Raw genomic sequence first — 25,782 nt, 5'->3', positions numbered from 1 at the left:
AGGAATCAAAATGACAAAATAATGAGAACTCAATGAAAAGAATGCTAATCAACGCGACTCAGGAAGAGGAGTTGCGCGTAGCGCTGGTTGACGGACAACAGCTCTACGATTTGGATATTGAAAGTCCGGGACACGAGCAGAAAAAAGCGAACATTTACAAGGGCAAAATCACCCGAGTAGAACCCAGTCTCGAAGCTGCTTTTGTTGACTATGGCGCCGAACGCCACGGTTTCCTGCCGTTAAAGGAAATCGCCCGCAATTACTTCCCCTCCGGTTACTCCTATCAGGGTCGTCCCAACATCAAAGAAGTGGTCCGCGAAGGCCAGGAAGTGATTGTCCAGATCGACAAGGAAGAGCGTGGTACCAAGGGTGCAGCCCTCACCACCTTCATCAGTCTGGCTGGCAGCTACCTGGTGCTGATGCCGAACAACCCCCGTGCCGGCGGCATCTCCCGTCGCATCGAGGGTGACGAGCGGACCGAGCTGAAGGAAGCCCTGAGCGGACTGACCGTGCCGGACGGCATGGGCCTCATCGTGCGCACCGCCGGTGTGGGCAAGTCCCCGGAAGAGCTGGAGTGGGATCTGAACGTTCTGCTCAATCACTGGGACTCCATCCACAAGGCGTCACAACAACGTTCCGCTCCGGTGCTCATTCACCAGGAGAGCAACGTCATCGTGCGCGCCATCCGTGACTATCTGCGTCGCGATGTGGGTGAGATCCTGATCGACAACCCGGTCATCTTCGAGCGCGCCAAGTCACATATCGAGCTGGTCCGCCCCGATTTCCTCAATCGCGTGAAGCTCTACAAGGGCGATGTCGCCCTGTTCAACCACTTCCAGATCGAGAGCCAGATCGAATCGGCCTTCCAGCGCGAAGTGCGCCTGCCCTCCGGCGGCAGCATCGTCATCGATCCGACCGAAGCACTGACCTCCATCGATATCAACTCCTCCCGCGCCACCAAGGGCGGCGATATCGAAGAGACCGCCCTGCAGACCAACCTGGAAGCAGCCGACGAGATCGCCCGCCAGCTGCGCCTGCGTGACCTGGGTGGCCTGATTGTCATCGACTTCATCGACATGACCCCGGTTCGTCATCAGCGCGAAGTGGAAAACCGTCTGCGTGAAGCGGTGCATCAGGATCGTGCTCGTATCCAGCTGGGCCGTATCTCCCGTTTCGGTCTGCTGGAGATGTCTCGCCAGCGTCTGCGTCCCTCCCTCAACGAGTCCAGCAGCCATATCTGCCCCCGTTGCCAGGGTCAGGGGGTCATCCGTGACAACGAATCCCTCGCCCTGTCCATCCTGCGTCTCATCGAAGAAGAGGCCATGAAGGACAACACCGAGCAGGTGCATGCCCAGGTGCCGGTCGATGTGGCCGCCTATCTGCTCAACGAGAAGCGTACCTCCATCGCCAATCTGGAACAGCGCAATGATGTGCGTGTCTACATCATTCCGAACCAGCATCTGGAAACCCCGCACTACGAAGTGACCCGCATCCGTCAGAACGAGATCCCAGAAGCGGCCAGCTACGAGCTCAAAACCGAGATTGCCAAGCCGGTCTACCAGCCGCGCCAAGCTCAGGTAGTCGAGCGTGAACAACCGCTGCTGCAAGGGTTTGCCCCGGCTCCTCAGCCGGTTGCGCCCGCCGCCCCGGCTCCTGTTGCGACTCCCGCTCCGGTTGCAGAACAAGTCGGCTTCTTTGGCAAGCTGGCCAAGGCCTTCTCCGGCCTGTTCGGTGCCGCCTCCGATGCGGCTCCGGCCGAGGTGAAGGCGCCTGCCGACAAACCGGCCGCCCAGCGCGAAGCTCGCAAGGATGACGGGCATCGTCACCAGCGCGATGAATCCCGCAGCCGTGGTCAACGTGGTCGTCGCGACGACAACCGCGGCAGTCGCAATGCCGAGGCCGGCGAGAAGCGTGAAGGCGCAGCCAGCCGCGAGAGCAGTGATCGCAATCGTCGCCCGCGCAAAGAGCGTGAGCCTCGTCAAGAGCGGGAACCGCGCCAGGAACGGGAACCCCGTGGCGAAGTGCGCACCGAACAGCGCATGGAGCGTGAGCCTCGCGAACCCCGCCAGGAGCGCGAACCTCGTGCCCCGCGTCCGGCTCGTGAACCTCGCGCCCCCCGCGAACCCCGTGCCGAGGTGATCGTCGAGGCGGTTGATACCGTTGATACTGCGGTCGCCAGCGCTGAACCGCGTCAGGAAAAAGAGCAAAAAGTGGCCGAGCGCCGCGAACGTCGCCAACTGCGCAAGCAGATCCGTGTCGATGTCGCCGCGACCGACACCCCTGCCCTGCCGACTGACGAGCAAATCATCGATGTCGCCGACGTGCAAGCCGCCGCTGAGCAGCAAGAAGAGCAAGGCGAAGGTCAGCGTCGTTCCCGCCGTACCCCGCGCAATCAGCGCATCGAAGGGCAACGTCGCAAGCGCATCAACGAAGAGGCTCGTGGCCAGCGTGAAGACGAAGCACAAGGTGAAGTGCAGCTGACTACCGCGGCCCAGGCCGATGCGGCTCAGGTGAAGGTGGAAGAACCGGTTGTGCCTGTCATCACCATTCCGAGCGCAGAAGCGGTTGCAGCAGCCCTGCAGGCCTCCGCCGCTCTGACCGAGCACGTGGTGGCTGAAGCCGTTGCTGAGGAAGCGGCAGAGCAAGCACTGGCAGCCCAGGCAGTGGACGCGCCCTCCACTGACGAAGTTGAACAGGCTGCGCAAGCAGACGCTGAACCCGCCGCCGAAGTGGCAGTTGTCGAACCCGAGATGGTCGAACCTATCGTCGACACCGCCTCTCATGACGAACCTGTAGCCTTGATCGACGCTGTCGAGCAGACCCAGCAAGTGGAGGCCATCCCAGAAGAGGTTGCACCGGTTGCTGAAGCGGCACCTGTCGTGATCGCTGAGGAGACGGCCACCGCCGAGGCGAAGGTCGTCGAGATGCCGGCTGCAGTGGTGCAAACCGAGCCAGCAACCAGCCCCGAAGTGAAGGTCAGCAAGGGTGCCGGTGTATTGGCCCGTGCCCGCAAGGCTTATGCCCCCATGGCAACGCCGGCTGCGGCTCCTGCCCCGACACCCCGTGAACCCGTGGAGTACGCTCCCCTGGTACGCAGCGAAGTCGTGACCTCCGGTCGCCACGGTGGCAGCACCGCTGCCAGCAACGTGGCAACCAGCCCGGCCGGTCGCCCCTGAGCAGACTCGCTAGTCTGAATAAAGAGCCACACATCGTGTGGCTCTTTTTTTATCTCTTTTTTTGGGCTGACATCGCCTTGCTCTCCCCCCTGCCCATTCTTCGATATCCGCCGCTTTCCCGATGTTCAGCGACCACACACAGTCCAAACAAGACGTGAATAACACACCAGACAGAGAATTCATCTCTGTCAAAGCATCACGACATGCTCTGCCTTGTCGACAGGGTCCGTGCATTGACAGCATATGAAGCCATTGGCAAACAGTCTGGCAGCGTTCCCCTTTGGTAGCACAGTCGGTGTGTTCACTGGTGGCTGAGACAACCCAGGTTGAACGGGAATGCCAGACATAGGGCAACCTGTGGCGCTCTTCACTCTCATCATTTCTGGTGAGGAACATAGGCACGTTGCACACCCTCCCTTCTGCTTTACGTGCAAGCATCGGCTTGTAACAAGGCATCACACAGACAGGTCCCCTCAATGTGCACAACGAGTGGCTCAGGGATGTAGAGAAGCAAAAGAGGTGATAGATAATGTCATTCAACTTCTTGTCTGATGGCATACAGCTATCACTCATTGAACTATTGCCGCATGACGTGACATTCACCGGGCAACAAAAAAGGGCCCGAAGGCCCTTATTTCATTTCCAATGACTGTCGCGCTTACCCGCCAAAGAGATGGTTGTTCAGCAGGAACAGGCCGCCGGAGAGCAGCATGGTGAGCGGCAATGTCAGCACCCAGGCCAGCAGAATGGTCTTGATGGTCTGGCTCTGCAGGCCGGACTTGTTGGCCACCATGGTCCCCGCCACCGCAGAGGAGAGAATGTGGGTGGTGGACACCGGCATCCCGGTCAGACTCGCAATCCCGATGGACGCGGCGGCCGTGATCTGGGCTGCAATGCCCTGGCTGTAGGTCATGCCGGAGGAACCGATCTTCTCCCCTACCGTGTAGACGATACGACGCCAGCCCACCATGGTGCCGCAACCGAGCGCCAGGGCGATGGACACGATGACCCAGGTCGGCGCATATTCGGCCGTGGCGGTCAGATCCTTGCGCCATTTGGCAAGATCGGTCAGCTCCTTGGCCGGCAGCGGCAATTTGGAGACCTTGCGGGCAGTGTCGTCGATGCACAGCAGCAGACGACGCACCTCGCGGCGATCCACCAGGTTCATCTCCTCGTAGGTGCGCACCTGGCCCAGACGCTTGTCGAGGGTCGCCATGGCCTGCAGGGCCTCCCCTGCCGCACAGTGACTCATCAGCTCTTCCTGGGCTTTGGCAGGGACACTGAAGTTCACCAGATGGGAAACCTGTTCCTGGTTACGCTGGTAGATCTCCATGATGCGCTGGTTGGCATCCTGGGTTCTGTCCAGATCATAGGAGCGGCTGTTCATGTCCAGCGCAAAATAGGCAGGCGCCATGCAGATCAGCACCAGCATCACCAGACCGATGCCTTTCTGACCATCGTTGGAGCCGTGCACGAAGCTCACCCCCATTGCGGAACAAATCAGAGTGACACGTGCCCAGAACGGTGGATGCTTCTTGCCGTCCACCAGCAGGCGCTCTTCCGGGGTCTTGTGGATCTTGCTGCCAAGCCATACGCGCTTCATTGCGAACAGCAGCAGGGCGGCAATGATGAAGCCCACGGTGGGAGAGATGATGAGAGAGAGCATGATGTCGATGGCTTTGCCGACGTTGATACCCTCTTTCAGGGGTTGATGGCTGATCAGGGCATAGGCGCCGCCTACCCCCAGGATGGAACCGATCAGGGTGTGGGAGCTGGATGCCGGAATACCGAAGTACCAGGTTCCCAGGTTCCAGACGATGGCCGAGAACAGCAGGGAGAACACCATGATCAGACCCTGGGTAGAGTCCATGCCAAGCAGCAGATCGATGGGCAGCAGGTGAACGATGGCATAGGCCACCCCCAATCCACCCAGCATGACACCGGCGAAATTGAACAGACCGGAAGCCACCACCGCCATATGAGCCGGCATCGCCTTGGTATAGATAACCGTTGCTACCGCGTTGGCGGTATCGTGAAAGCCGTTGATGAATTCATAGGCCAGCACAAAAAAAACGGCCAATACCAAACCGATTGACCACCACAAACCCAAACCACTAAACATTTCAAACATAAAAACGAACCTGTTTATGAGTTGCGGCGGATTATGCCAGAAGGCTCGATGCGCCATACCCGTTGTTGAAATATTTCAGCAAAAAAAAAAAAGGGCATTCCGTCAGAAAATGTCTTAGGGCCTGTAGGAACGGGGCTTGTCGAGGATTAATTTAAGTCCATTCCATTGCTGTGGATAGGCGCCAATCAAAGCCGAAGCATAGCTCGATGTCCCGAAAAAGGCCGTTTTCAACCCGCTCGGCACGTCCGTTTCCTTTTGTCAGATATAAAAGAGGGTGCCCTGGCACCCTCCTCGATAGACAAGCCGCACGGTGCGCAGATCAATCTTGGTTGATCCGGCTGGCCACAGCCCCTTGCTGACTCTTGTATTTGGCATTTTCCCGTTTGTTGTACGGGCGAGCCGCGGTACCTGACAGCATCTCGAAGTTCAGGGCACCGATCTTCATCTTGGGACGCAGGGCCAGAGGCAACTTGCCGCCGTTGTAAAACTCCAGCACGATGCGACCGGACCAGCCCGGATCGATGCGGTGGGCGGTGACGTGCACCATGAGGCCCAGGCGCGCCAGGGAGGAGCGACCATCCAGCCAGCCGACGATATCGGCGGGCAAGGTAACCGATTCATAGGTCACCGCCAGCGCCAGCTGACCCGGGTGCAGATAGAAGGCTTCGCCGTCCGGCACGTGGATCTCCTCGCTCATCACCCGCTCGATGGCATCGGCCATCTCGGCACTGGTACCGCCAAGGTCGATATAAGGCGCGGTATGATCGCGAAACACCCGAAACTCGTTGCCCAGCAGCACATCGACGCTGACGCCGCTGATCCGCTCAACACCGGGCCGCGGCTCGATGACGATCTTGCCTTCATCCAGGTGCCGTTCGATATCGGTATCACAAAGACGCATTCTGCGACTCTCCTGACAAAAGATTCATTAAAAAAAGCCGGGCATCACCCGGCTTGTTTTCTCTCAACCAATCAACATATGGCGGATACGCGCCTTGAGCATGTCGATGGCGATGCGGTTCTTGCCGCCACGGGGCACGATCACGTCGGCATACTGCTTGGACGGGTCGATGAACTGCATGAACATGGGACGCACAGTCTTCTGATACTGCTTGAGTACGGAGTCCATGGTACGACCGCGCTCCTGCACATCGCGCACCAGACGGCGCAGCAAACAGATGTCGAGCGGGGTATCCATGAAGATGGAGGCGTCCATCAGTTCGCGCAGGCGGCTGTCGGTCAACAGCAGTATCCCTTCGAGGATGATGACACGGCGCGGTGCAAAGGTGGTGACCTCGCTCATGCGCGTGTGCTCGGTATAGGAGTACTGGGGGATGTTGACCGCCTCCCCTTGCGTCAGCTGGGTCAGATGCTGCACCAGCAGATCGTGATCCAGGGCATTGGGGTGGTCATAGTTGGTCTTGACCCGCTCTTCCATGGTCAGGTGGGTCTGATCACGGTAGTAGCAATCCTCGGTGATCACACCAATCTGACCCGCTCCCAGCTCGGCCACCAGCTCTTCATAGATGGTTTGGGCGATAAGACTCTTGCCGGACGCGGATGCACCAGCAATACCGATGATCACGCAGGAATGTTGAGTATCAGACATTGAAAATACCTAAAGAGAAGAGCACTGGGGATTGTTTAAACCGATCCATTATATGAAAAAGGGGTGGCCATGCCCACCCCAAATCCGTCCCTCTTGGCCGAACGCCGATTATTCGTCCAGCGCCACCGTGTAGAGCGGGGTCGCAATCGGTTTTGCGCTGAAATAGAGCTCGGCCCCTACCCGGCGAGCCAGTTTCAGGTAAGTCTGTGACAGCTCGCCATCCGGCGCACCGAACACGGTGGGGCAGCCGTCATCCATGTGCTGGCGAATGTCGATATGCAGCGGCAACTGACCAAGCAGCGCCACGTGATACTGCTCCGCCATCTTCTGGCCACCGCCGGTACCGAACAACGGCTCGTGATGCCCGCAGGCACTGCAGACGTGGTAACTCATGTTCTCGACGATGCCAAGCACAGGCACATTGACCTTGTTGAACATGGCAATCCCCTTGCGGGCATCTGCCAGCGCCACATCCTGGGGCGTCGTGACGATCACCGCCGCCGTGGTGGGCACCTGCTGGGCCAGCGTCAGCTGGATATCGCCGGTGCCCGGTGGCATGTCCACCACCAGGTAGTCCACCTCGCCCCAGCGGGTCTCGTGCAGGATCTGCCCGAGTGCCTTGCTCGCCATGGGACCGCGCCAGATGGTGGCATCCTGCTCGGCCACCAGATAACCGATGCTGTTGCTCTTGATGCCGCAGGCCATCACCGGCTCCATCAGCTTGCCATCAAAGCTGACAGGGCGCTCCTTGAGGGTCCCCGTCATGGTCGGGATGGAGGGGCCATAGATGTCCGCATCCAGTAGGGCGACCCGCGCCCCCTCTTTTTGCAACGCCAACGCCAGGTTGACCGCGGTAGTGGACTTGCCCACCCCTCCCTTGCCGGAGGCAACCACCAGGATATTGCGGATCCCCTGCACCGCCGCCAGTTGCTGCGCGCGGGGCATGCTGGCCACGTCTATCTCCCCCGTCCAGTCGATGCGGGTCGCACCGGTGACGCTGCGCAGCCGGGAATCGAACTCCTCTTTGATCTGTTCAAACAGGGACTGGCCGGCAAAGGGCAGCACCAGCGTGATAGCCAGGGTCTGTTCGTGCCGCTCGACGGTACGCACAAAACCGGCCGCGACCAGATCCTTGCCCCATCCTGCCGGCTTAAATTCGGCCAGGATCTGTTTTACTGAATCAATCACCATTAACTCCCCATTATGTTGTCGTTATGCTGAGGTGAACGGTTACCGCACATAAATCAGTGGCTTGCCGACGTCATCGTGATGCCGCCAGTCAGGGCACCGGGGGCCACAACCCTAGGCAGGCCGCCCCCAATTCGGGTAACATGCACGGCACTGTATCATCCCAACAGGCACATAAAGAACGTATTATGGCAACTGATCCTCGTAGAATGCTGGTAACCTGCGCCCTCCCCTATGCCAACGGCTCCATCCATCTCGGCCACATGCTGGAACACATCCAGGCCGATATCTGGGTTCGTTATCAGCGAATGCGTGGCCATCAGGTGCATTTCGTCTGTGCCGACGATGCCCACGGTACGCCCATCATGCTCAAGGCACAGCAGATGGGGATCTCGCCGGAAGAGATGATTGCCGCCGTCTCCCAGGAGCACCAGGGGGATTTTGCCGGTTTCAACATCAGCTTCGACAACTACCACTCCACCCACAGCGACGAGAACCGCGAGCTGGCGGGCGTGATCTATGGCCGCCTGAAAGAGTCCGGCAAAATCAAGATCCGTACCATCTCCCAACTGTTCGATCCGGAAAAATCCATGTTCCTGCCGGATCGCTTCGTCAAGGGCACCTGCCCCAAGTGCAAGTCCCCCGATCAGTACGGTGACAACTGCGACGCTTGCGGCGCCACCTACAGCCCGACCGAGCTGATTGATCCGAAATCCGCCGTCTCCGGTGCGACCCCGGTGATGAAGGACTCCGAGCACTACTTCTTCGACCTGCCTCAGTTCGAAGCCTGGCTCGCCGACTGGGTACGCGGCTCCGGCGCCATCCAGGAAGAGATGGCCAACAAGATGCAAGAGTGGTTCGAAAGCGGCCTGCAGCAGTGGGACATCACCCGTGATGCCCCCTACTTCGGCTTCGAAATTCCCGGTGCCCCCGGCAAGTACTTCTATGTCTGGCTGGACGCCCCCATCGGCTACATGGCGTCGTTCAAGAACCTGTGCAACAAGCGCGGCGACATCGACTTCGACAGCTACTGGAAAGCGGACTCCGACGCCGAGCTCTATCACTTCATCGGCAAGGACATCGCCTACTTCCACTGCCTGTTCTGGCCGGCCATGCTGGAAGGCGCGAACTTCCGCAAGCCGACCAAGGTCAACGTACACGGCTATGTGACCGTCAACGGCGCCAAGATGTCCAAGTCCAAGGGCACCTTCATCAAGGCGTCCACCTATCTCAAGCACCTGGATCCGGAGTGCCTGCGTTACTACTACGCCGCCAAGCTCAACAGCCGCATCGACGATCTGGACTTGAACCTCGAAGACTTCGTCTCCCGCGTCAACGCCGACGTGGTCAACAAGCTGGTCAACCTGGCCTCTCGCAACGCCGGCTTTATCGCCAAGCGTTTTGACGGCAAGCTGGCCGCCACCTGCGCCGAGCCCGCACTCTACGCCGAGTTTGCCAACGCCAGCGCCAGCATCGCCGAAGCCTATGAAGCGCGCGAATTCAGCCGCGCCATCCGCGAGATCATGGCCCTGGCCGACAAGGCCAACCGCTATGTGGACGACAAGGCTCCCTGGGTCATCGCCAAGCAGGAAGGGGCGGATGCCGAGCTGCAAGCCGTCTGCTCCGTCGGCATCAACCTGTTCCGCGTGCTGATGGCCTACTTGAAGCCCGTCATGCCGCAACTGGCCGAGCGCGCCGAAGCCTTCCTTGGCGAGACCCTGACCTGGGACGGCATCGCCGCCCCTCTGGTCGACCACGGCGTCGCCCCCTTCAAGGCGCTCTTCTCCCGCATCGAGTCCGCCAAGGTGGATGCCATGGTGGAAGCGTCCAAGGAAGACCTCGCCAAGGAGCAGAGCAAGAAGCCGGCAGGCCCCCTGGTGGACGATCCCATCAGCGAGACCATCACCTACGACGACTTTGCCAAGATTGACCTGCGGGTGGCGCTGATCAAGAAAGCCGAAGCGGTGCCGGAAGCCGAGAAGCTGCTGAAGTTGCAGCTGGACATCGGCGGCGAAACCCGTCAGGTCTTTGCCGGTATCAAGTCCGCCTACAACCCGGAAGATCTGGAAGGCAAGCTGACCGTGATGGTGGCCAACCTGGCCCCGCGCAAGATGCGCTTTGGCATGTCCGAAGGCATGGTGCTGGCGGCAGGTCCGGGTGGCAAGGATCTCTGGATCCTGGAGCCCCAGGAAGGTGCCCAGCCGGGCATGCGCGTGAAGTAAGCGCTGCCGCAGCCGTTAGCAACGAGGGAGGCCTCTGGCCTCCCTTTTATTTTCTCTCTTTCCTCCTCTTCTCCTGCTGATTGCGCCGTTTTGTGCTTTTCATCCCCCCTTGGGCGCTTGTTGCTCTCGATCAATTTACCTAGACTGGCGATTCACTTCGGGCCAATGGCCCCATTCATCAGGCAAGGAGCAAGCATGATCACCTTATACGGCACCCCCATCAGCCGTGCCCTGCGCGTATCCTGGTTACTGGAAGAGCTGAACGTGGCATGGCAGTTCCAGTTTCTCGACTTCGCCAAGGGCGAGAACCGCAGCGACTGGTTCTTGACCCTCAACCCGAGCGGCAAGATGCCGGTGCTCAAGGACGGGGAGTACGTGTTGACCGAGTCCGCCGCCATCATGCAGTACCTGGCCGAGGTGTATGGCCCGAACTGGCTGCCGGCCAGAGGGACCCAGGCCTCGGCGCTGCACGCCCAGTGGATCAGTTTCATCACCTGTGAGCTGGAGCAGCCACTGTGGACCATCGGCAAGCACCGCTTCGCCCTGCCCGAGGCCCAGCGTCTGCCGGCCATCTTCCCCACCGCCAAGTGGGAGTTCGACAAGGCAGCGGCCATCGCCGAATCCTGGGTACCCGAGCAGGGTTACCTGCTGGGTGAGCAGGTCACCATCGCGGATCTGCTGCTGGCTCATACCCTGATGTGGGCCACCCGCTTCGAGCAGAGCATTCCTCCCAAACTCGCCGCCTATCGGGATCGCCTAGCCAAACGCCCAGCCCTGCAAACAGTGCTCGCCAAGACCCAGGCCATCGCCGACGCCGCCCAGGCAGGCTGACCCGCAGACAAGAGATCATCAATGCAAACGGGAGCCCGCAATGCTCCCGTTATTGTGTGCAGGCGATGACCCTTGCCGCCTCCTCAGTTGGTGTGAAAACCGCTCCCCTTGGGCGGTAGCGCCACCTCATATTCCATTCGGGTCACCTCGGCGGTACGCGGGCCGTGCTCAAGCCAGCCCAGCATCATCTGTACCTTCTGTTCGGGACCGGCAATCAGGATCTCCACCGAGCCATCTTCCAGGTTGTAGGCATGCCCCCGAAGCCCCAGTTGCAGCGCCCGCTCCCGGGTGAAGTAGCGAAACCCCACCCCCTGAACCTGACCCCACACCCGCACGACAAACGATTGCTCTCCCATTTATCACACCTTTCCCTTAAGTAATTTTTCCCCGGGGCGATAATGAGCGCGACACTCTCTTCCCCTTGCAGGACGCAATACCATTATGAAAGAAGTAAAGTTTCGGTGGGTTGACCGTTATCTCATTCACCTCACGATCAGCGAGAAATTTCTTATCACCTTCTGGTGCCCCCTGGTGTTCATCGCCTTCCTCACCTGGTATCTGCTGGCCGACGGCCATGATCAGGCGATGCAGCTCAGAGTGGATCAGCTAAAAGGGCGGGTCGAGACCACGGCCCAGCTGGTGAGCCAGCAGCCGACCCTTACCCTGCCCGCGGATCTCGTACTCACGCCTGGCGCCGCCACCGGCCTTAGCCAGCAGGGAGACATCTATCGCTATGGCGCCAGCGCAGGTCAGGCGGGCGTCGTCTCCGGCACCCTGGATACGAGTCACTACGCCCTCTGGGATGGCCAGGGCACTACCCTGACCATCATCGCGGTGCTGGCCGCCCTGCTGGCCCTCATCACCCACTATCTGATGACCTTTGTCTCGGGGGCCCTCTACTCCACCAACAAGGCATTGCAGACGGTGGCGAACGGCGATCTCACCTTCCGGCTCAACTTCTTCCCGGTACGGGATGAGTTCTCCATTCTGGCGGGCAGCATCGACACCTTCACCGACCGCCAGCACAAGATAGTGCAACTGGTGGAAGAGTCCGCCGATGCCCTTACCCTGGCCGCAGACGAATTTCGCGAGCATGCCAGCGACGGCGAGCAGCTTGCCCGCGCCCAGCGACAGCACATGGACTCCCTGGCCGCCGCCATGGAGCAGATGTCCGCCGCCATCCGGGAAGTGGCCCGCAACGCCAATGACACCCTGCTGCAAACCCGCCAGTCCAGCGACGAGGCGACTCACGGGGCACAGCGGGTGGCACGTACCATTACCGCCATCCGCACCCTGGCGGACGAGATTGGCAATGCCTCGGGCGCGGTCGAGCGGCTGACTCACAACGCCAATCGCATCAACGAAGTGGTCAACGTCATCAACGCCATCTCCCAGCAAACCAACCTGCTGGCCCTCAACGCCGCCATCGAGGCGGCCCGGGCTGGTGAACAGGGACGCGGCTTTGCGGTGGTGGCCGACGAGGTGCGCACCCTCGCCAGCCGCACCCAGCAGGCGACCGTGGAGATCCAGCAGATGATCGAGGAGCTCCAGGCCGGTACCGGGGCGCTGAACGACATCATGGAGAAGACGGTGGGGCGCGCGGCCGACAGCCAGCAGCTCATCACCGAAGTGGGCATGGACATCGAGCGGCTCAGCAACCACAGCGATGCGGTGCTGGAGATGAGCACCCAGATCGCCACCTCCAGCGAAGAGCAGAGTTCGGTGGCAGAGGAGATCACCCGCAACCTCGACAAGGTGCGCCACGAGGCAAGCCGGGTGGAGGAGTCCGCCAGCGCGGCGGTCGCCGGCACCACCGGCCTCAAGGGAACCGCCAGCGAACTCGGTCAGGCGCTCACCGGCCTGCGGATCTGACCACTCCGGCAGGCCATCGTCCAGATGGCCTGCCATGTCTGGGCCAGGCGCTGGGGACGCGCGAAACAGCCCGTTCGACCCTGACCGCGTGTGGATGCACGGATCCCGGTAGACGCGGCTTGCGTGCCTACCCTCACAGCCCCTACTATATGCCCCCTTCTTTTCTACCATCGGCAACTACCCATGAGCGCTTCCATCTATCTCGTCAAAGGCCGCGAAAAATCCCTGCTGCGTCGCCACCCCTGGATCTTCTCCAAGGGCATTGAGCGGGTGCAGGGCAACCCCGTTGACGGCGATACCGTCGAGATCTTCACCCATGACGGCAAATGGCTCGCCCGTGGCGCCTGGTCCGGCAGCTCCCAGATCCGTGCCCGGGTCTGGACCTTCGACAAGGATGAGAGCGTCGATCTCGACTTCTTCATCCGTCGCCTCAAATACGCGCAGGAGTCCCGCGACGGGCTCATCAAGCGTCAGGGCCTCACCGGCTATCGCCTGTGCGCCGCCGAATCCGACGGTCTGCCGGGCCTCACCATCGACCGCTACGCCGACTTCCTGGTGTGCCAGATCCTCTCCGCCGGTGCCGAGTTCCAGCGCGAGCTGATCACGCAAGCCCTGCGTACCCTCTACCCCGAGTGCAGCATCTATGAGCGCTCCGACGTGGCCGTGCGCAAGAAGGAAGGGCTGAAGGAGCGCACCGGCGTCATCCATGGCGAGACCCCGACCGACCCCGTGGTGATCGAGGAGAACGGCGGCGTCAAGATCCTGGTAGATATTCGTAACGGTCACAAGACGGGTTTCTATCTGGATCAGCGGGACAACCGCCTTGCCGCAGCGAAATACACTGAAGGCAAGCGGGTGCTCAACTGCTTCTGCTACACCGGCGGTTTCGGGGTCTATGCCCTCCAGGGCGGTGCCAAGGAGGTAGTCAACGTCGATCTCTCCCAGAATGCGCTGGACATCGCCCGCCAGAACGCCGAACTGAACGGTCTCGATACCAGCAACACCCAGTTCGTGCGTCACGACGTCTTCAAGCTCTTGCGCGAATATCGCGAAAAGGGCGAGAAGTTCGATGTCATCGTGCTGGATCCGCCCAAGTTTGCCGAGAGCAAGGCCCAGCTGCTGGGCGCCTGCCGCGGCTACAAGGACATCAACATGCTGGCCTTCCAGCTGCTGGCGCCGGGTGGCGTGCTCTTGACCTACTCCTGCTCCGGCCTGATGGAGCAGAGCCTGTTCCAGAAGATAGTGGCCGATGCAGCCCTCGATGCCGGCCGCGACGCCCAGATCCTGGAGCTCTTGTCCCAAGCATCCGATCACCCCATCGGCACCGCCTATCCGGAAGGCTTCTACCTCAAGGGACTGGTGGTGCGTGCCCGCTAAGCCGAGCAGACCAGCGCAGCCCCCTTGTTCCCGGTGCCAGATCCGGGCCAGGACTGGGTCTGGCAAGCCATCAAAAAGCCCGCGATCAAAGCGGGCTTTTTTTGATGCGGCTGCCAAAGAGACAACCTCCCCCCGACTTTGCCACCAACAGCGATTGCTGCCCCCATCCCTCCTCTTCGACTGACGACAGCCATCCTCAATCAAGAGTTGCCGCATCGTTAACCCGATTCTCATCTCTCTTTCACTACACAACCCACCAACAGAGACATTCCCGGCATTTGCTTTATGCAAAATCATGAAATATTACGCATCAACATTAAAAAATTCTCGGGGAAATATCAGCCATAAACGCATACCCACTCATCCGAATGAATATTGCTGTTTTTTCTCTGCTGTTGATAACGCCATATCCTGTCCGCCTCGTACATTGTCTGGGCGGCAGTGCCCCGCCCACCACAAATCATCCCGCTCAATCACGCGCCGGCGCGCCCAGCGGGAAGTAGTGTCGAAATGGCCTCGCCTCCTCCACCACCCGCACGATGGAGGGATGATTGAGCAGACGGGCGCGATAGGCACGCAGACGGCCATAGCCAGCCGGGATCTCGTGGGCCCAGTCGGCGTAGAAGAGCGAGGGGGCGGCGGCGCAATCGGCCAGGGTGAACGCCTCCCCCGCCGCCCAGGTGCGCCCGGCGAGGTGCTGATCCAGCCAGGGGTAGATCTTGTCCAGCATCTCCCGGGCCTCCGCTACACCATAGCGGTCGCGATCAGCGGCCGGGCGCAGCGCATCCAGCACCACTTTTTGCATCGGCGTCATCACATAGTTGTCGAAGACGCGATCCAGCATATGCACCTCCAGACCCGCATCGCCGGGCGGGATCAGGCTGACGGGACCCGGATGGTGCGCCTGCAGATGGGCGACGATGGTGCTGCTCTCGAGGATGCAGCGACCATCATCCAGCAACACCGGGAAGCGCTTGAGTGGCCAGAGGGCGGCAAGTTCGGCGCTGGCCGCCGGCTCTTCGAGGTTCCGGTACTCGAACAGGGTGGCATTCTCGTAAAGGGCGATCAGCACTTTCTGGCTGTAGGACGAAAAGGGGTGGGCATAGAGTTTCATGGGGATGTTCCTGACGCTCAGAGGGATGACTTCCCTAGTCTAGATCCCCTCTCTATTTTCGATGCGTCCCTATCCCATGCTGGTTTTGGGATGATAAACGCCCATTCATGACGGCAATCACACCCGTATGGCTCTCTTTTAGGTAGGGTGATCCCGCCTGTGGCCGCCAAGCCGGGGCAGCCGACTCATCAGGGTTGATGAGCGGCACCACAACAAAAATTGATGTCAGGCCAAGCTGAACATCATCAAGGATCCCGTCATGAATCAATCATTGCCGCTGTTGACGCCGCTGCGGGGCATCGCTGCCCTGATGGTGGTGCTGTTCCATGCCCGCTTGCTGCTCTTTCCCCAGTGGATGGAGTCGATCGCCGGCCACACCCGACTCATCGAGAACGGCTACCTCTGGGTCGATCTCTTCTTTATCTTGAGCGGGCTGGTGCTGGCCCATGTCTATGGGGAGGCCTTCGCCCGCACGCCCCGCACCATTGGTTATGGCCGCTTCCTCTGGCTGCGGCTGACCCGGGTTTATCCCCTCTACCTGGTGACCCTGCTGCTGCTGGTTGGCTGGGAGCTCTACAAGGCCCACCACGGGATTGGCTTCTACGCCGGCCCCCTGTTCAAGATGTGGGAGTGGGAGGGGATGCCTCCTTTTGGTTCCCCCTTCACCCCCGCCGAGGCACTGCCAAGCGCCTTCCTGCTGCTGCAGGTGGTAACGGATCACGGATTGACCTGGAACTTCGCTGCCTGGTCGCTCAGCGTGGAGTGGATAAGTTATCTGCTGTTTCCATTGCTCATTCCCCTCGCCGTCACCCGCAGCCGCTGGAGCAACCTCGCCCCCTTGCTGGCCTTGACGGTTCTGGCCTATATCGTGCACAGCCGGGGTACCCTGGATGTCACCAGCGGCGCGCTGGCCATCGGGCGCGGGGTGAGTGAATTCGTGCTCGGCCTCTGGCTGCTGCCCAAGGTGAAGGCTGCCCGCCAGTGGCCCATGATGCAGCAAGATCTGCCGCTGCTGCTCGCCTTTCTGCTCCCCTTCGCACTGATGCAGTTCACCATGACGCCGTTGTTGACCCTGCTGCTGATCAGCGCCTACGTCTTGCTGATCTGGATTGCCGCTGCCCAGGGTGATCGCCAGAGCCCGCTGCTGCGCCTCCTGGACAACCGCTTCACCAACTGGCTGGGGGATCTCTCCTACTCCATCTACCTGCTCCACGCCCTGGTGTTGCTCACCGGCTGCGAGCTTGTCCACTCTCTGGCGCCGGGGCTCACCGCGTGGTGGTACGCCCAGACCAACCCCTTGCTGGGGGTGCTGGCCACCCTGTTGATGCTCGCCGTGCTGATCGGGCTCTCGGCGCTGAGCTACACCCTGCTGGAGCGGCCGCTGCAATGGCGACTGCGCCGGCTAGGCAAGGCGCCCCAACCAGTGATGGAGCAAGCTGGCTAGTTTCCGTCGCCACATGCTGCCCCAATGCAAGACCGGCACGCCGTCGGGGCGGCTCAAAGTGGGACTAGCCTGAGCAAGGCGAAGAGTACGGCTCTTTTTGAACCCGACAATCCCCTGCGCTTTGTGTGAATTCCAGTTCGAATCAAGAGGGCCGTCTGTGGCATAATGGCCCGTCCTGTGGTCCTAGGCGGGGCTTCGCCGGCGCATCCTTGCCCTCCTCCCGTCCTGCCAGGCAGCCTGACATCACTGTGTTCACAGGCCGCCAGGGCCACCCTATTTTTGCGCGCACATTTGACGGTGCCACAGCAGTTATTGGCACACGCAAGTCTGCCCACACAAGGGGAAAGCATGTCTTCCATTCGTCTGACCCAATACAGCCACGGCGCTGGCTGCGGTTGCAAAATCTCCCCCAAGGTGCTCGACACCATCTTGAAGAGCCAGATCCCGGGCTTTGACGACCCCACCCTGGTGGTCGGCAACAGCAGCAAAGATGACGCCGCCGTGGTCGACATCGGCAACGGCCAGGGCATCGTCTCCACCACCGACTTCTTCATGCCCATCGTCGACGATCCCTTCACCTTCGGTCGCATCGCCGCCACCAACGCCATCAGCGACATCTACGCCATGGGCGGCAAACCCATCGTCGCCATCGCCATCCTCGGCTGGCCCGTCAACATACTCGCACCTGAAGTGGCCCAGCAGGTGATCGACGGGGGTCGCCAGGTGTGTCACGAGGCGGGCATTTCTCTGGCAGGCGGTCATAGCATCGACGCCCCCGAGCCCATCTTCGGCCTCGCGGTGACCGGTATCGTGCCACTCGACGCCATCAAGCAGAATGACACCGCCCAGGCGGGCGACACCCTCTATCTGACCAAGCCCCTTGGCATCGGCATCCTCACCACAGCCCAGAAGAAGGGCAAGCTCAAGCCCGAGCATGAGCAACTGGCCCCGGATGCCATGTGCACCCTCAACAAGATTGGTCAGCAGTTTGCGGCCCTGCCCGGCGTGCACGCCATGACCGACGTGACCGGTTTTGGGCTGGCAGGCCACCTGCTGGAGATGTGCGAAGGTTCCGGCGTCAGTGCCCGTCTGGACTTCAAGGCGCTGCCGCTGCTGGACGAGGTGGATTACTACCTGAGTGAGGGCTGCGTACCGGGCGGTACCCTGCGCAACTTCGACTCCTATGGTGACAAGCTGGGCGCCATGGATGATCGCACCCGCAACATCCTGTGCGACCCGCAGACCAGCGGCGGCCTGCTGGTAGCCGTCGGTAAAGAAAGTGAAGCCGAGCTCCTTGCCATTGCCGCACAGGCAGGGCTGACCCTCTCTCCCATCGGCCAGTTGCAGGCCCGCACCGGCAACCAGTTCATCGAGGTTGTCCGATGAGTGCCCTGCCACTGGCCACGGATTACGCCCGGATCTTTCTGGATGAGGTTCCACTCATCGATCTGCGTGCCCCCGTCGAGTTCAAGGAAGGGGCCTTTCCCACCGCCGTCAGCCTGCCGCTGATGACTGACGAGGAGCGCGCCCGGGTCGGTACCTGTTACAAGCAGGAGGGACAGGCCGCAGCCATCACCCTGGGCCATCAACTGGTAGGTGGCGCGGTGCGCGCCGCGCGCATGGAAGGCTGGCTGGCCAGGTTGCGCCAGCAACCCGACGCCCTGCTCTACTGTTTTCGCGGCGGCCTGCGCTCGCAAACCGTACAACAGTGGCTGGCCGAGGCCGGCGTCACCCGCCCCCGGGTCGCGGGCGGCTACAAGGCGCTGCGCCACTTTCTCATCGACACCCAGGCGAAGGCCAGTGCAGAGTGCGACTGGACCGTGCTGACCGGCATGACCGGCTCCGGCAAGACCCACATGCTGGCGCACATCACCCAGGCGGTGGATCTGGAAGGGCACGCCCGTCACAGGGGGTCGTCGTTTGGCCAACTGCCGGGTGGGCAACCCGGCAACATCGACTTCGAAAATCGGCTTGCCATCGAGCTGCTTCAGCGTCGCAACCGGGGAGAGTCACAGTTTGTCCTGGAAGACGAGAGCCGTCTCATCGGTCGCTGCGCCCTGCCACTCAACCTCTATGAGGCCATGTGCCGGGCTCCTCTGGTGGTGGTGGAGGTGCCGCAGGAGGCACGGGCCGAGCAGATCCGCACCGATTACGTGCAGGATCTCTGGCTGCGCTATCTGGAGTTCCATGGGCCAGATGCAGGCTGGCCGCTGTTTGCCGGCTACCTCACCGACGCCATGGCCAGGCTCAAGCGCCGACTCGGTGACAAGGATTATCGCGAACTCGATGGGCTGTTGCAGGCCGCCCTCAGGGAACAGGCCCAGAGCGGGGACACCCGCGCCCATCTGGTCTGGATCAGACTGCTGCTGACTCGCTACTATGACCCCATGTACCGCTATCAGCTGGACAACAAGCGCGAGCGGATCCTGTTTCGTGGTGACAAGGAGGCCTGCCTCGCCTTCTTCGCCAAACGCTCCCCCCTTCAGACCCCTCAGGAGAGTCCCACATGTTGAAGTTCGAGGTGATCCCGGTCACCCAGTTCGCCCAGAATTGTTCCCTTATCTGGTGTGACGAGACCCGCCAGGCTGCCCTCGTCGATCCCGGCGGCGAGGCGGACAAGCTGCTGGCCGCCATAGCCAAACGGGGGCTGACCCTGACCCATATTCTGCTAACCCACGGCCATCTGGATCACGTGGGCGCTGCCGCCGAGCTGCGCGAGAGAACCGGTATCGCCATTACCGGCCCCCACAAGGAGGATGCCTTCTGGCTCGATATCCTGCCCCAGCAGAGCCAGATGTTCGGCTTTGCCCATACTCCGGCCTTTACACCGGATAGCTGGCTCGAACAGGGTGACAAGGTACAGGTTGGCAAATGCGAGCTGGAGGTCTATTTCTGCCCGGGCCACACTCCGGGCCACATCGTGCTGCTCTGCCAGGCAGAACGCCTCGCCTGGGTGGGGGATGTGCTCTTTGCCGGCAGCATAGGCCGCACCGATTTCCCGCGCGGGGATCACGGGACGCTGATCAAATCGATCACCGAGACCCTGCTGCCGCTCGGGGATGAGATCGTCTTTATTCCGGGCCATGGCCCGAGCTCCACCTTTGGTCACGAACGGGCCAGCAATCCCTATCTGACCCAGCCCATCTGGTAATCCCCCCGCTCCTCGCGGGCATCCCATTGCGCCTTGAGGCGCAAGATCTCCGGCATGATCTCGAGAAAACGGGAGAGCAGCCGGGGATCGAAGTGCTGGCCGGAGCCATCGCGCATGGTAGCCAGCACCCGGTCCAGGGGCCAGGGCTCCTTGTAGGGACGACGCACGCTCAGGGCGTCAAAGACGTCGGCGATGGCCACTATCCGCGACGCCTCGGGGATCCCCTCACCGGTCTCGCCAGCGGGATAGCCCGAGCCGTCCCATTTCTCGTGGTGGTGCAGGGCAATCTCCGCCGCCATGCGAAAAATGGGGGCATCGGATCGCCTCAGGATCTCGTAACCGATACGCGGGTGACTTCGCATGATGACCCACTCCTCCTCGGTGAGGGGGCCAGGCTTCTTGAGGATGTGATCGGGGATACCAATCTTGCCCATGTCGTGCATGGGGGCCGCCAGCTCCAGCAGATCCGACTGCTCCGGGCTCCAGCCCGCCGCATCAGCCAGGGCCCGGGCGTATGCGGCCATGCGCCAGATATGCACCCCGGTGTCGGTGTCGTTGTAGTGGCCCGCCTCGCTCAGCATGACGATGGCAGTGCGATAGCTGCACTCGAGCTGATCGAGGCGCACCAGGGAGAGATGATTGCGCACCCGGGCACGCACCGTGCTCGGACAGACCGGCTTGTAGATATAATCCACTCCGCCCGCCTCGAACCCCTGGCTCTCGCTGTCTGCGTTGTCGCTCGCGGTGATAAAGAGCACCGGGATCCCGGCATGAGCCGGATCGGCCTTGAGCCGACGGCACACCTCGTAACCATCCATGTCGGGCATGCGCACGTCCAGCAGGATAAGTGCCGGCTCGTGACGCCCCACGGCGGCCAACCCCTCCTCTCCCCCTTTGGCAAAGAAGAGGTTGTACTCCTCCTTGAGGATTTGCCGCAGCAACCCGAGGTTGCTCGGCTCGTCGTCGATGATCAGCACGCGCGGTCGACTCATGGCGCAGGTTCCTCCCGATCCTCCAGATATTCCTCCAGCTTGCGGGTGGCGAACGGGATATCGAACAGCTCCAGGGCTGCGCTTATCTCGCTCACCAGCTCGCAAGGCAAGTGACTCCTTGCCTGGCTCAGTGCCGGCTCAATCAGATCCAGATCCTCGCTCACCAGGGCCTGATGCAGGGCGTGCAGGCAGACCTCCCGCGCCTCCCCCTGGGCCAGCGGGGAGCTGACCGCGCCCGGCTCGCGCCCGGCATAGGTATCGATGGAGTGTTGCGCCCGCTCCAGGGCCTCGAGGAAGGGCGCGATAAGCTGGCTGGTGTCGCCACCCTGCTCGATGGCCTCGTTCAACTCGGCACTGATACGCGCCACATCGGTGAGCGACAGGCTGCCCGCCACCCCCTTGAGCTTGTGGGTCAGGCTCGCGGCCGCATCGGTCTCGTGCTGGGCGATGTAACCCGGCAACACGGTACCGACCGTCATGTAGTCATCGCGAAAACGCCGCAGGTATTTAAGATAGACCGAGGCTTCACCCCAGTTGCGCAGTCCGGTATCGATATCGATGCCGGCCACCGGCTCGTGGGGGAGTAGTTCGTCGTTCACGGTGAGCGGCAGGACAACGTCCGGCAGATAACGCAACAAGGTCGCGATGAGCTGCTCCACATCGAGCGGCTTGGCGATGAAGTCGTTCATGCCAGAGGCCAATGCCGCCTCCCGCTGATCCTTGAATACCCCGGCGGTGAGAGCCAGCACGGGAGTCTCCTCCCGCCCCGGCAGCAGGCGCAGGCGACGGGTCGCCTCGTAGCCATCCATCACCGGCATCTGCACATCCATGAGCACCAGATCGATGCGCCGGGCCGGATCTGCCAGGCAGGCCAGGGCTCGCTCCCCGTCGATGGCGGTGATCACCTCGGCCCCCTCCCGTTGCAGCAAGCGGGTCGCCACCTCAAGGTTGATGTCGCTGTCATCCACCAGCAGTATGTGCACGCCCGGCAGGCGCAGACGGCGCTGGCCACTCTCAAGGGGCTCCACATGCTCGCGCTTCTCGTGGATGAGACGCGCCACCGCATTGTAAAGACTGGAGCCGGTGACCGGTTTGTGCAGTACCAGATCCACCTGATCCGAGCCGGGGCGGTGCATCAGTTCATCCTGGGAATAGGCGGTCGCCATGATGATGATGGGTGAACGCTCCTGCTGCTCGAAGGCGCGGCGAATGGCCAGGCAGGTCTCGAGCCCGTCCATGCCCGGCATGATCCAGTCGAGCAGGATCACGTCGAAACGCTCCCCCTGGCGCAGCAGATGGTGCAGCGCCTGCTCACCGGACTCCACCACCCGCGACTGCCATCCGAGGGAACCCACCGTCATCGACAGGGCGTCGCGGGTCACCTGATTGTCGTCGGCGATGAGCAGCGAGATGTGCTGCAGGCGCTCGTTCAAGGCCTCGGGCCGCTCCACCTGCTCCAGCCGGACGCGGAACCAGAATTCGCTCCCCTTGCCAAGCTCGCTGGTGACGCCGATATCCCCCCCCATCAGATTCACCAGGCGGCGACTGATGGTCAGACCAAGCCCGGTGCCCCCGAAGCGGCGACTGGTGGAGGAGTCTGCCTGGGAGAAGGCATTGAAAATGTTGGCCTGCTGCTCGGGGGGAATGCCGATCCCGGTGTCGCGCACCCGAAACAGCAAGGTGGCCATGCCGTCTTGCTCTGCTTCCAGCAAGACCTTGACCTCCACCTCGCCGCGTTCGGTAAACTTGATGGCATTGCCGGTCAGGTTGAGCAGCACCTGCTCGAGGCGCAGGGCGTCCCCAATCAGATGGGAAACCGGCTCGGGGGCACTGCTCACCACCAGTTCGAGGTGCTTCTGGCCAACGCAGGTGGACATGATGGCCGCCACGTGATCGAGCACCTCTTCGAGACTGAATGGCACCCGCTCAAGCTCGAGCCGACCCGACTCAATCTTGGAGAAATCAAGGATGTCGTTGATGATCCCGAGCAGCGCCTGCCCGGCCTGGTGGATTTTGCGCACCAGGGCATGCTGACCATCGTCGAGCCCTCCCTGTTCGAGCAGGTAGGTCAGCCCCATGATGGCGTTCATGGGGGTGCGGATCTCGTGGCTCATATTGGCGATGAAATCACCTTTGACCTGTGCCAACCTGGCCGCTTCCTGCTGGGCCAGTTGCTCCTTGTGCCTGCTGCGCACCAGTGCAGCCACACCGGCACCAAACAACAGCAGCAGCACGGCGCTGGCGGCCAATATGATCCCCCAGATGTGGGTGCGAATGGCCTGCAGCTCGCTGTGCGGCACCAGGGACGCGGCTTTCCAGATCAGCTGATCATGATTCTGTGCCGGGTACAGGGTGGTCCAGCTCCAGAGCCCGTCGGCAGACTCCATCTGGCCGTTTGATGCGTCCCAGAACGCCTGCCAGGCCTGGGGGGAAGTGTGCTTCAGGGTGAGATCCGGGCGCTCGAGCATGAAGCCCCACTCCCGGGATGGGTCCGGGCTGCGCAGCCAGTATCCGTCCTGGTTGAACAGCATGGTGTGATCGGCTGCCTTGCCGCTGCTGTCGGCAAACTCCTTGAGCATGCGGGCGGCCTGGACGTTGATAAGCAGCAAACCAAGATCACGCCCCCCAAGGCGCAGACGCTTGGCAATGCGGATCATGGGGTTGAAGGGGCGATCGATCACCCCGTGTTCAACGTTGAGATCGAGCGGCGAGACGTAGACCCGCTCCCAGGGCAGCGCCATGGCATCGCGAAAGTAGTAACGCTCCCCCTTGTTCTGCAACTGGTCGTCCGTCACACGCCACAGACGCGGGCCCTGGCGATCGATGCGCACCCGCTCCATGCCATCCGGGGCAAGCCAACGCACCTGGGCATAGTCGGGATTGCGGTTCAGCAGGATGGTGAACTGGACGGCCAGGGTCTCACGGTCATTGCGAGCCGCCGCTTCGAGCAGGATGGGTTCTTCCGACATGCTGCGCACATGGCGCAGCGGCACCGCCAGCTCGCCGTCAAGGCGGCCGCTGGCGAGCGCCAGGAAGGTGTTCTCATCGCTGCGAACGCGATAGAGCTCGCGCTCGATCAGTGCATTGCCCAGCAGATAACCACCCGCCAGGACCAGCAGCAGAATAGGTGAAAACAGCAGGATATATGTCCGTACGATTCCTTTCATAACGGTCAACATCGCCCCGAAAAATGGACTTACCCGAGTACCTTTTGGACATCAGAGCACCACAACACGTGTCCTGCTGTCAATCATGCCTACAAGTAAAGACCAATAGTGCTGTTTGAGTATTTTATTTTCCCGGAAAAAATGCTGTAAAAACAAAGAGGCCACCCGATTGGGTGGCCTCTTCACAGGAAAGTTCGTTGTCGATTAGACGCGAACGAAATCCAGGTGAACCAGCTTGTAGCGAACCGGGTGACGCTGGATAGCCTTCACGTTCACTTTGACTTCTTCACCGTTGATGACCAGGGTCAGCTCGGAGGAGTAGAACTCCGGCTTCTCTTGGGCCAGGATCAGCTTTTTGTGGTCCAGGGTAACGGACACGGCTTCTTTGCCTGCACCGTAAACGATGGCAGGAACCAGGTCAGCATGACGCAGGCGGCGGCTCGCACCTTTCCCCAGGTCAGAACGGACTTCAGCTTGGAATACGAAAGACATAGTGATTATCTCTTTTAAGATGAATGTATGGTGTTGACTGCGACCGGTCAGCACCTCGCAAAACGAGCGCGAATACTAGCACGGGCCCGGAGGGGATACAAGGAAAGAACCCGCGTCACTCCTCTTTGGCCAAGAGGCACTCCACCACGCCTCTCGCCATCCCCTAACGCCCCTGCTCCAGACGGGCAAACTGCTGCTGTCGCTGGGCCGGGCTCAGGGCATCAAATTGCGCCAGGGTCTGCGCTTTGGGGCAATAGAGGCGCTGCCCGGCCTGCACCCGGATCCCTTTGACCATCCTGTCTCGATTTTCCTGCACCAGCGCCAGCAGATAACTGTAAGTATCCGAGCCGCCGGCCTCCTTTGACTGCAGCTGGCTTGCAATACGCCACAGGGTCTCTCCCGCCGCCACCTGGTGACAAACCCGCGATGCCTCCCCTGCCGCCGTGGCGGAAAGAGTCAGGGTCGTCGGCTCAGGGGCAGAATCTGCGGTGGCCATGGGCTGTGCATCTCCCTGTCTTGCCAAGGCCTGGATGGGGACTCCCTGCCCCCCCAGCCGTGCGAGCAAGGGCTCCCCCAGGGGCATCCGCGCCTTCCTCTCCCGGGGCAGGGAGAACTCGGCGACAAAGGCGACAGCGCCCGGGACTTCGAACGAGGGGGCCGAGGAGGCGGCTTGCTGTACTGATTGGTGGGGCGCCATGCCATAGGCCATCTCATCGATGCGCTTTAGCCTGGCCAGGTAAGCCTTGGAGAGCTGGGCCTCCCCTTCGAACAGATCGAAGGGGGGCACCAGCCGGGCAGGAAAGAGGATCTGCCAGCGGCCATTCTTCTTTCTCTGTTCAAGAGGGGGAAACTGATTGCCCCGCCAGGCCGCAAAAATGGGCGGCACGGGGCGCTGCACCGGATAGAACTCCGGGTTGAGCTGCACCCAGGTTTGTTCCGCAATGGGTTGATACCCGCTGATGTTGACCAGTGCCACCCCCAACCAGATCCCCAGCATATGACGGCCTCCCTTCCCT

At 61.3% G+C, this 25,782-nt stretch carries 19 protein-coding genes; 9 read left to right on the top strand and 10 right to left on the bottom strand.

Translation table 11 applies throughout. The features are described from left to right. Window positions 1–32: 32 nt before the first annotated feature. A complete protein-coding gene (gene rne / locus ACVDHI_RS14825) occupies window positions 33–3,176 on the top strand; it encodes a ribonuclease E (protein WP_447212216.1) in 3,144 nt (1,047 codons plus the stop codon). A gap of 658 nt (window positions 3,177–3,834) precedes the next feature. On the opposite strand, the gene ACVDHI_RS14820 is transcribed toward rne, so the two are convergent. The 4 genes from ACVDHI_RS14820 to apbC form a co-directional block, all read right to left on the bottom strand. Beyond that, on the bottom strand, window positions 3,835–5,307 hold the full coding sequence (locus ACVDHI_RS14820; RefSeq protein ID WP_041211421.1) for an inorganic phosphate transporter: 1,473 nt from the start codon (window positions 5,305–5,307) through the stop codon (window positions 3,835–3,837). A gap of 319 nt (window positions 5,308–5,626) precedes the next feature. After that, window positions 5,627–6,208, bottom strand: coding sequence for a dCTP deaminase (gene dcd, locus ACVDHI_RS14815; protein WP_010674732.1), 582 nt, complete (start codon window positions 6,206–6,208; stop codon window positions 5,627–5,629). A gap of 63 nt (window positions 6,209–6,271) precedes the next feature. Continuing rightward, complete coding sequence (gene udk, locus ACVDHI_RS14810; protein WP_042017635.1) at window positions 6,272–6,916, bottom strand: uridine kinase; 645 nt, start codon at window positions 6,914–6,916, stop codon at window positions 6,272–6,274. Window positions 6,917–7,024: 108 nt separating this feature from the next. Next, a complete protein-coding gene (apbC, locus tag ACVDHI_RS14805) occupies window positions 7,025–8,107 on the bottom strand; it encodes an iron-sulfur cluster carrier protein ApbC (RefSeq protein WP_323918898.1) in 1,083 nt (360 codons plus the stop codon). A gap of 185 nt (window positions 8,108–8,292) precedes the next feature. Between apbC and metG the strand changes: the two genes are divergently transcribed. After that, window positions 8,293–10,326 (top strand): methionine--tRNA ligase, encoded by a 2,034-nt coding sequence (gene metG / locus ACVDHI_RS14800; RefSeq protein WP_041215171.1) that lies wholly within the window; start codon window positions 8,293–8,295, stop codon window positions 10,324–10,326. A gap of 195 nt (window positions 10,327–10,521) precedes the next feature. Next, window positions 10,522–11,157: a glutathione S-transferase family protein gene (locus tag ACVDHI_RS14795; protein ID WP_447212215.1), complete on the top strand. Its 636-nt coding sequence runs from the start codon at window positions 10,522–10,524 to the stop codon at window positions 11,155–11,157. Between the two features lie 83 nt (window positions 11,158–11,240). Here ACVDHI_RS14795 and ACVDHI_RS14790 read toward each other — a convergent pair whose 3' ends face one another. Continuing rightward, window positions 11,241–11,513, bottom strand: a complete 273-nt coding sequence (locus tag ACVDHI_RS14790; RefSeq protein WP_042017631.1) for an acylphosphatase — start codon at window positions 11,511–11,513, stop codon at window positions 11,241–11,243. A gap of 85 nt (window positions 11,514–11,598) precedes the next feature. On the opposite strand from ACVDHI_RS14790, the gene ACVDHI_RS14785 reads away from it, so the two are divergent. After that, entirely contained in the window at window positions 11,599–13,029 is a 1,431-nt protein-coding gene (locus ACVDHI_RS14785) for a methyl-accepting chemotaxis protein (RefSeq protein ID WP_010674726.1), read from the top strand. A gap of 183 nt (window positions 13,030–13,212) precedes the next feature. Then, window positions 13,213–14,406: a class I SAM-dependent methyltransferase gene (locus tag ACVDHI_RS14780; RefSeq protein ID WP_039039155.1), complete on the top strand. Its 1,194-nt coding sequence runs from the start codon at window positions 13,213–13,215 to the stop codon at window positions 14,404–14,406. A gap of 469 nt (window positions 14,407–14,875) precedes the next feature. On the opposite strand, the gene ACVDHI_RS14775 is transcribed toward ACVDHI_RS14780, so the two are convergent. Further along, a complete protein-coding gene (locus tag ACVDHI_RS14775) occupies window positions 14,876–15,520 on the bottom strand; it encodes a glutathione S-transferase family protein (protein ID WP_447212214.1) in 645 nt (214 codons plus the stop codon). Window positions 15,521–15,779: 259 nt separating this feature from the next. On the opposite strand from ACVDHI_RS14775, the gene ACVDHI_RS14770 reads away from it, so the two are divergent. From ACVDHI_RS14770 to ACVDHI_RS14755, 4 genes are all read left to right on the top strand, one after another. Next, complete coding sequence (locus tag ACVDHI_RS14770; protein WP_167825596.1) at window positions 15,780–16,964, top strand: acyltransferase family protein; 1,185 nt, start codon at window positions 15,780–15,782, stop codon at window positions 16,962–16,964. A gap of 348 nt (window positions 16,965–17,312) precedes the next feature. Beyond that, window positions 17,313–18,350, top strand: a complete 1,038-nt coding sequence (gene selD / locus ACVDHI_RS14765) for a selenide, water dikinase SelD (protein ID WP_447212213.1) — start codon at window positions 17,313–17,315, stop codon at window positions 18,348–18,350. After that, on the top strand, window positions 18,347–19,477 hold the full coding sequence (gene mnmH, locus ACVDHI_RS14760) for a tRNA 2-selenouridine(34) synthase MnmH (protein WP_041211414.1): 1,131 nt from the start codon (window positions 18,347–18,349) through the stop codon (window positions 19,475–19,477). Before selD ends, mnmH begins: the two co-directional genes overlap by 4 nt. Continuing rightward, window positions 19,471–20,115, top strand: coding sequence for an MBL fold metallo-hydrolase (locus tag ACVDHI_RS14755; RefSeq protein ID WP_041215178.1), 645 nt, complete (start codon window positions 19,471–19,473; stop codon window positions 20,113–20,115). Before mnmH ends, ACVDHI_RS14755 begins: the two co-directional genes overlap by 7 nt. On the opposite strand, the gene ACVDHI_RS14750 is transcribed toward ACVDHI_RS14755, so the two are convergent. The 4 genes from ACVDHI_RS14750 to ACVDHI_RS14735 form a co-directional block, all read right to left on the bottom strand. Next, entirely contained in the window at window positions 20,091–21,107 is a 1,017-nt protein-coding gene (locus ACVDHI_RS14750; RefSeq protein ID WP_041215179.1) for a response regulator, read from the bottom strand. The two genes, ACVDHI_RS14755 and ACVDHI_RS14750, sit on opposite strands and share 25 nt — an antisense overlap. Then, on the bottom strand, window positions 21,104–24,274 hold the full coding sequence (locus ACVDHI_RS14745; protein WP_447212212.1) for a response regulator: 3,171 nt from the start codon (window positions 24,272–24,274) through the stop codon (window positions 21,104–21,106). The genes ACVDHI_RS14750 and ACVDHI_RS14745 overlap by 4 nt, the downstream gene beginning before the upstream one ends. A gap of 204 nt (window positions 24,275–24,478) precedes the next feature. Beyond that, window positions 24,479–24,766 (bottom strand): 50S ribosomal protein L25, encoded by a 288-nt coding sequence (gene rplY, locus ACVDHI_RS14740; protein ID WP_010674717.1) that lies wholly within the window; start codon window positions 24,764–24,766, stop codon window positions 24,479–24,481. A 163-nt stretch (window positions 24,767–24,929) separates the two neighbouring features. Next, window positions 24,930–25,763, bottom strand: a complete 834-nt coding sequence (locus tag ACVDHI_RS14735) for a hypothetical protein (protein ID WP_226044238.1) — start codon at window positions 25,761–25,763, stop codon at window positions 24,930–24,932. Window positions 25,764–25,782: the final 19 nt, after the last annotated feature.

The sequence above is a fragment of the Aeromonas sp. 25-248 genome, from assembly GCF_053005425.1.
The sequence above is the reverse complement of the archived record's forward strand: the minus strand, read 5'-3'. Positions and strand labels throughout refer to the sequence as shown.

What these genes read in the sequence shown, in the direction of transcription:
- ACVDHI_RS14770 (WP_167825596.1), top strand. Translation starts at nt 15,780, where the DNA reads ATGAATCAATCATTGCCGCTGTTGACGCCGCTGCGGGGCATCGCTGCC.
- dcd (WP_010674732.1), bottom strand. Translation starts at nt 6,208, where the DNA reads ATGCGTCTTTGTGATACCGATATCGAACGGCACCTGGATGAAGGCAAG.
- ACVDHI_RS14790 (WP_042017631.1), bottom strand. Translation starts at nt 11,513, where the DNA reads ATGGGAGAGCAATCGTTTGTCGTGCGGGTGTGGGGTCAGGTTCAGGGG.
- ACVDHI_RS14755 (WP_041215178.1), top strand. Translation starts at nt 19,471, where the DNA reads ATGTTGAAGTTCGAGGTGATCCCGGTCACCCAGTTCGCCCAGAATTGT.
- ACVDHI_RS14795 (WP_447212215.1), top strand. Translation starts at nt 10,522, where the DNA reads ATGATCACCTTATACGGCACCCCCATCAGCCGTGCCCTGCGCGTATCC.
- ACVDHI_RS14780 (WP_039039155.1), top strand. Translation starts at nt 13,213, where the DNA reads ATGAGCGCTTCCATCTATCTCGTCAAAGGCCGCGAAAAATCCCTGCTG.
- ACVDHI_RS14750 (WP_041215179.1), bottom strand. Translation starts at nt 21,107, where the DNA reads ATGAGTCGACCGCGCGTGCTGATCATCGACGACGAGCCGAGCAACCTC.
- ACVDHI_RS14775 (WP_447212214.1), bottom strand. Translation starts at nt 15,520, where the DNA reads ATGAAACTCTATGCCCACCCCTTTTCGTCCTACAGCCAGAAAGTGCTG.
- rplY (WP_010674717.1), bottom strand. Translation starts at nt 24,766, where the DNA reads ATGTCTTTCGTATTCCAAGCTGAAGTCCGTTCTGACCTGGGGAAAGGT.
- selD (WP_447212213.1), top strand. Translation starts at nt 17,313, where the DNA reads ATGTCTTCCATTCGTCTGACCCAATACAGCCACGGCGCTGGCTGCGGT.
- udk (WP_042017635.1), bottom strand. Translation starts at nt 6,916, where the DNA reads ATGTCTGATACTCAACATTCCTGCGTGATCATCGGTATTGCTGGTGCA.
- metG (WP_041215171.1), top strand. Translation starts at nt 8,293, where the DNA reads ATGGCAACTGATCCTCGTAGAATGCTGGTAACCTGCGCCCTCCCCTAT.
- rne (WP_447212216.1), top strand. Translation starts at nt 33, where the DNA reads ATGAAAAGAATGCTAATCAACGCGACTCAGGAAGAGGAGTTGCGCGTA.
- ACVDHI_RS14735 (WP_226044238.1), bottom strand. Translation starts at nt 25,763, where the DNA reads ATGCTGGGGATCTGGTTGGGGGTGGCACTGGTCAACATCAGCGGGTAT.
- ACVDHI_RS14820 (WP_041211421.1), bottom strand. Translation starts at nt 5,307, where the DNA reads ATGTTTGAAATGTTTAGTGGTTTGGGTTTGTGGTGGTCAATCGGTTTG.
- ACVDHI_RS14785 (WP_010674726.1), top strand. Translation starts at nt 11,599, where the DNA reads ATGAAAGAAGTAAAGTTTCGGTGGGTTGACCGTTATCTCATTCACCTC.
- ACVDHI_RS14745 (WP_447212212.1), bottom strand. Translation starts at nt 24,274, where the DNA reads ATGAAAGGAATCGTACGGACATATATCCTGCTGTTTTCACCTATTCTG.
- apbC (WP_323918898.1), bottom strand. Translation starts at nt 8,107, where the DNA reads ATGGTGATTGATTCAGTAAAACAGATCCTGGCCGAATTTAAGCCGGCA.
- mnmH (WP_041211414.1), top strand. Translation starts at nt 18,347, where the DNA reads ATGAGTGCCCTGCCACTGGCCACGGATTACGCCCGGATCTTTCTGGAT.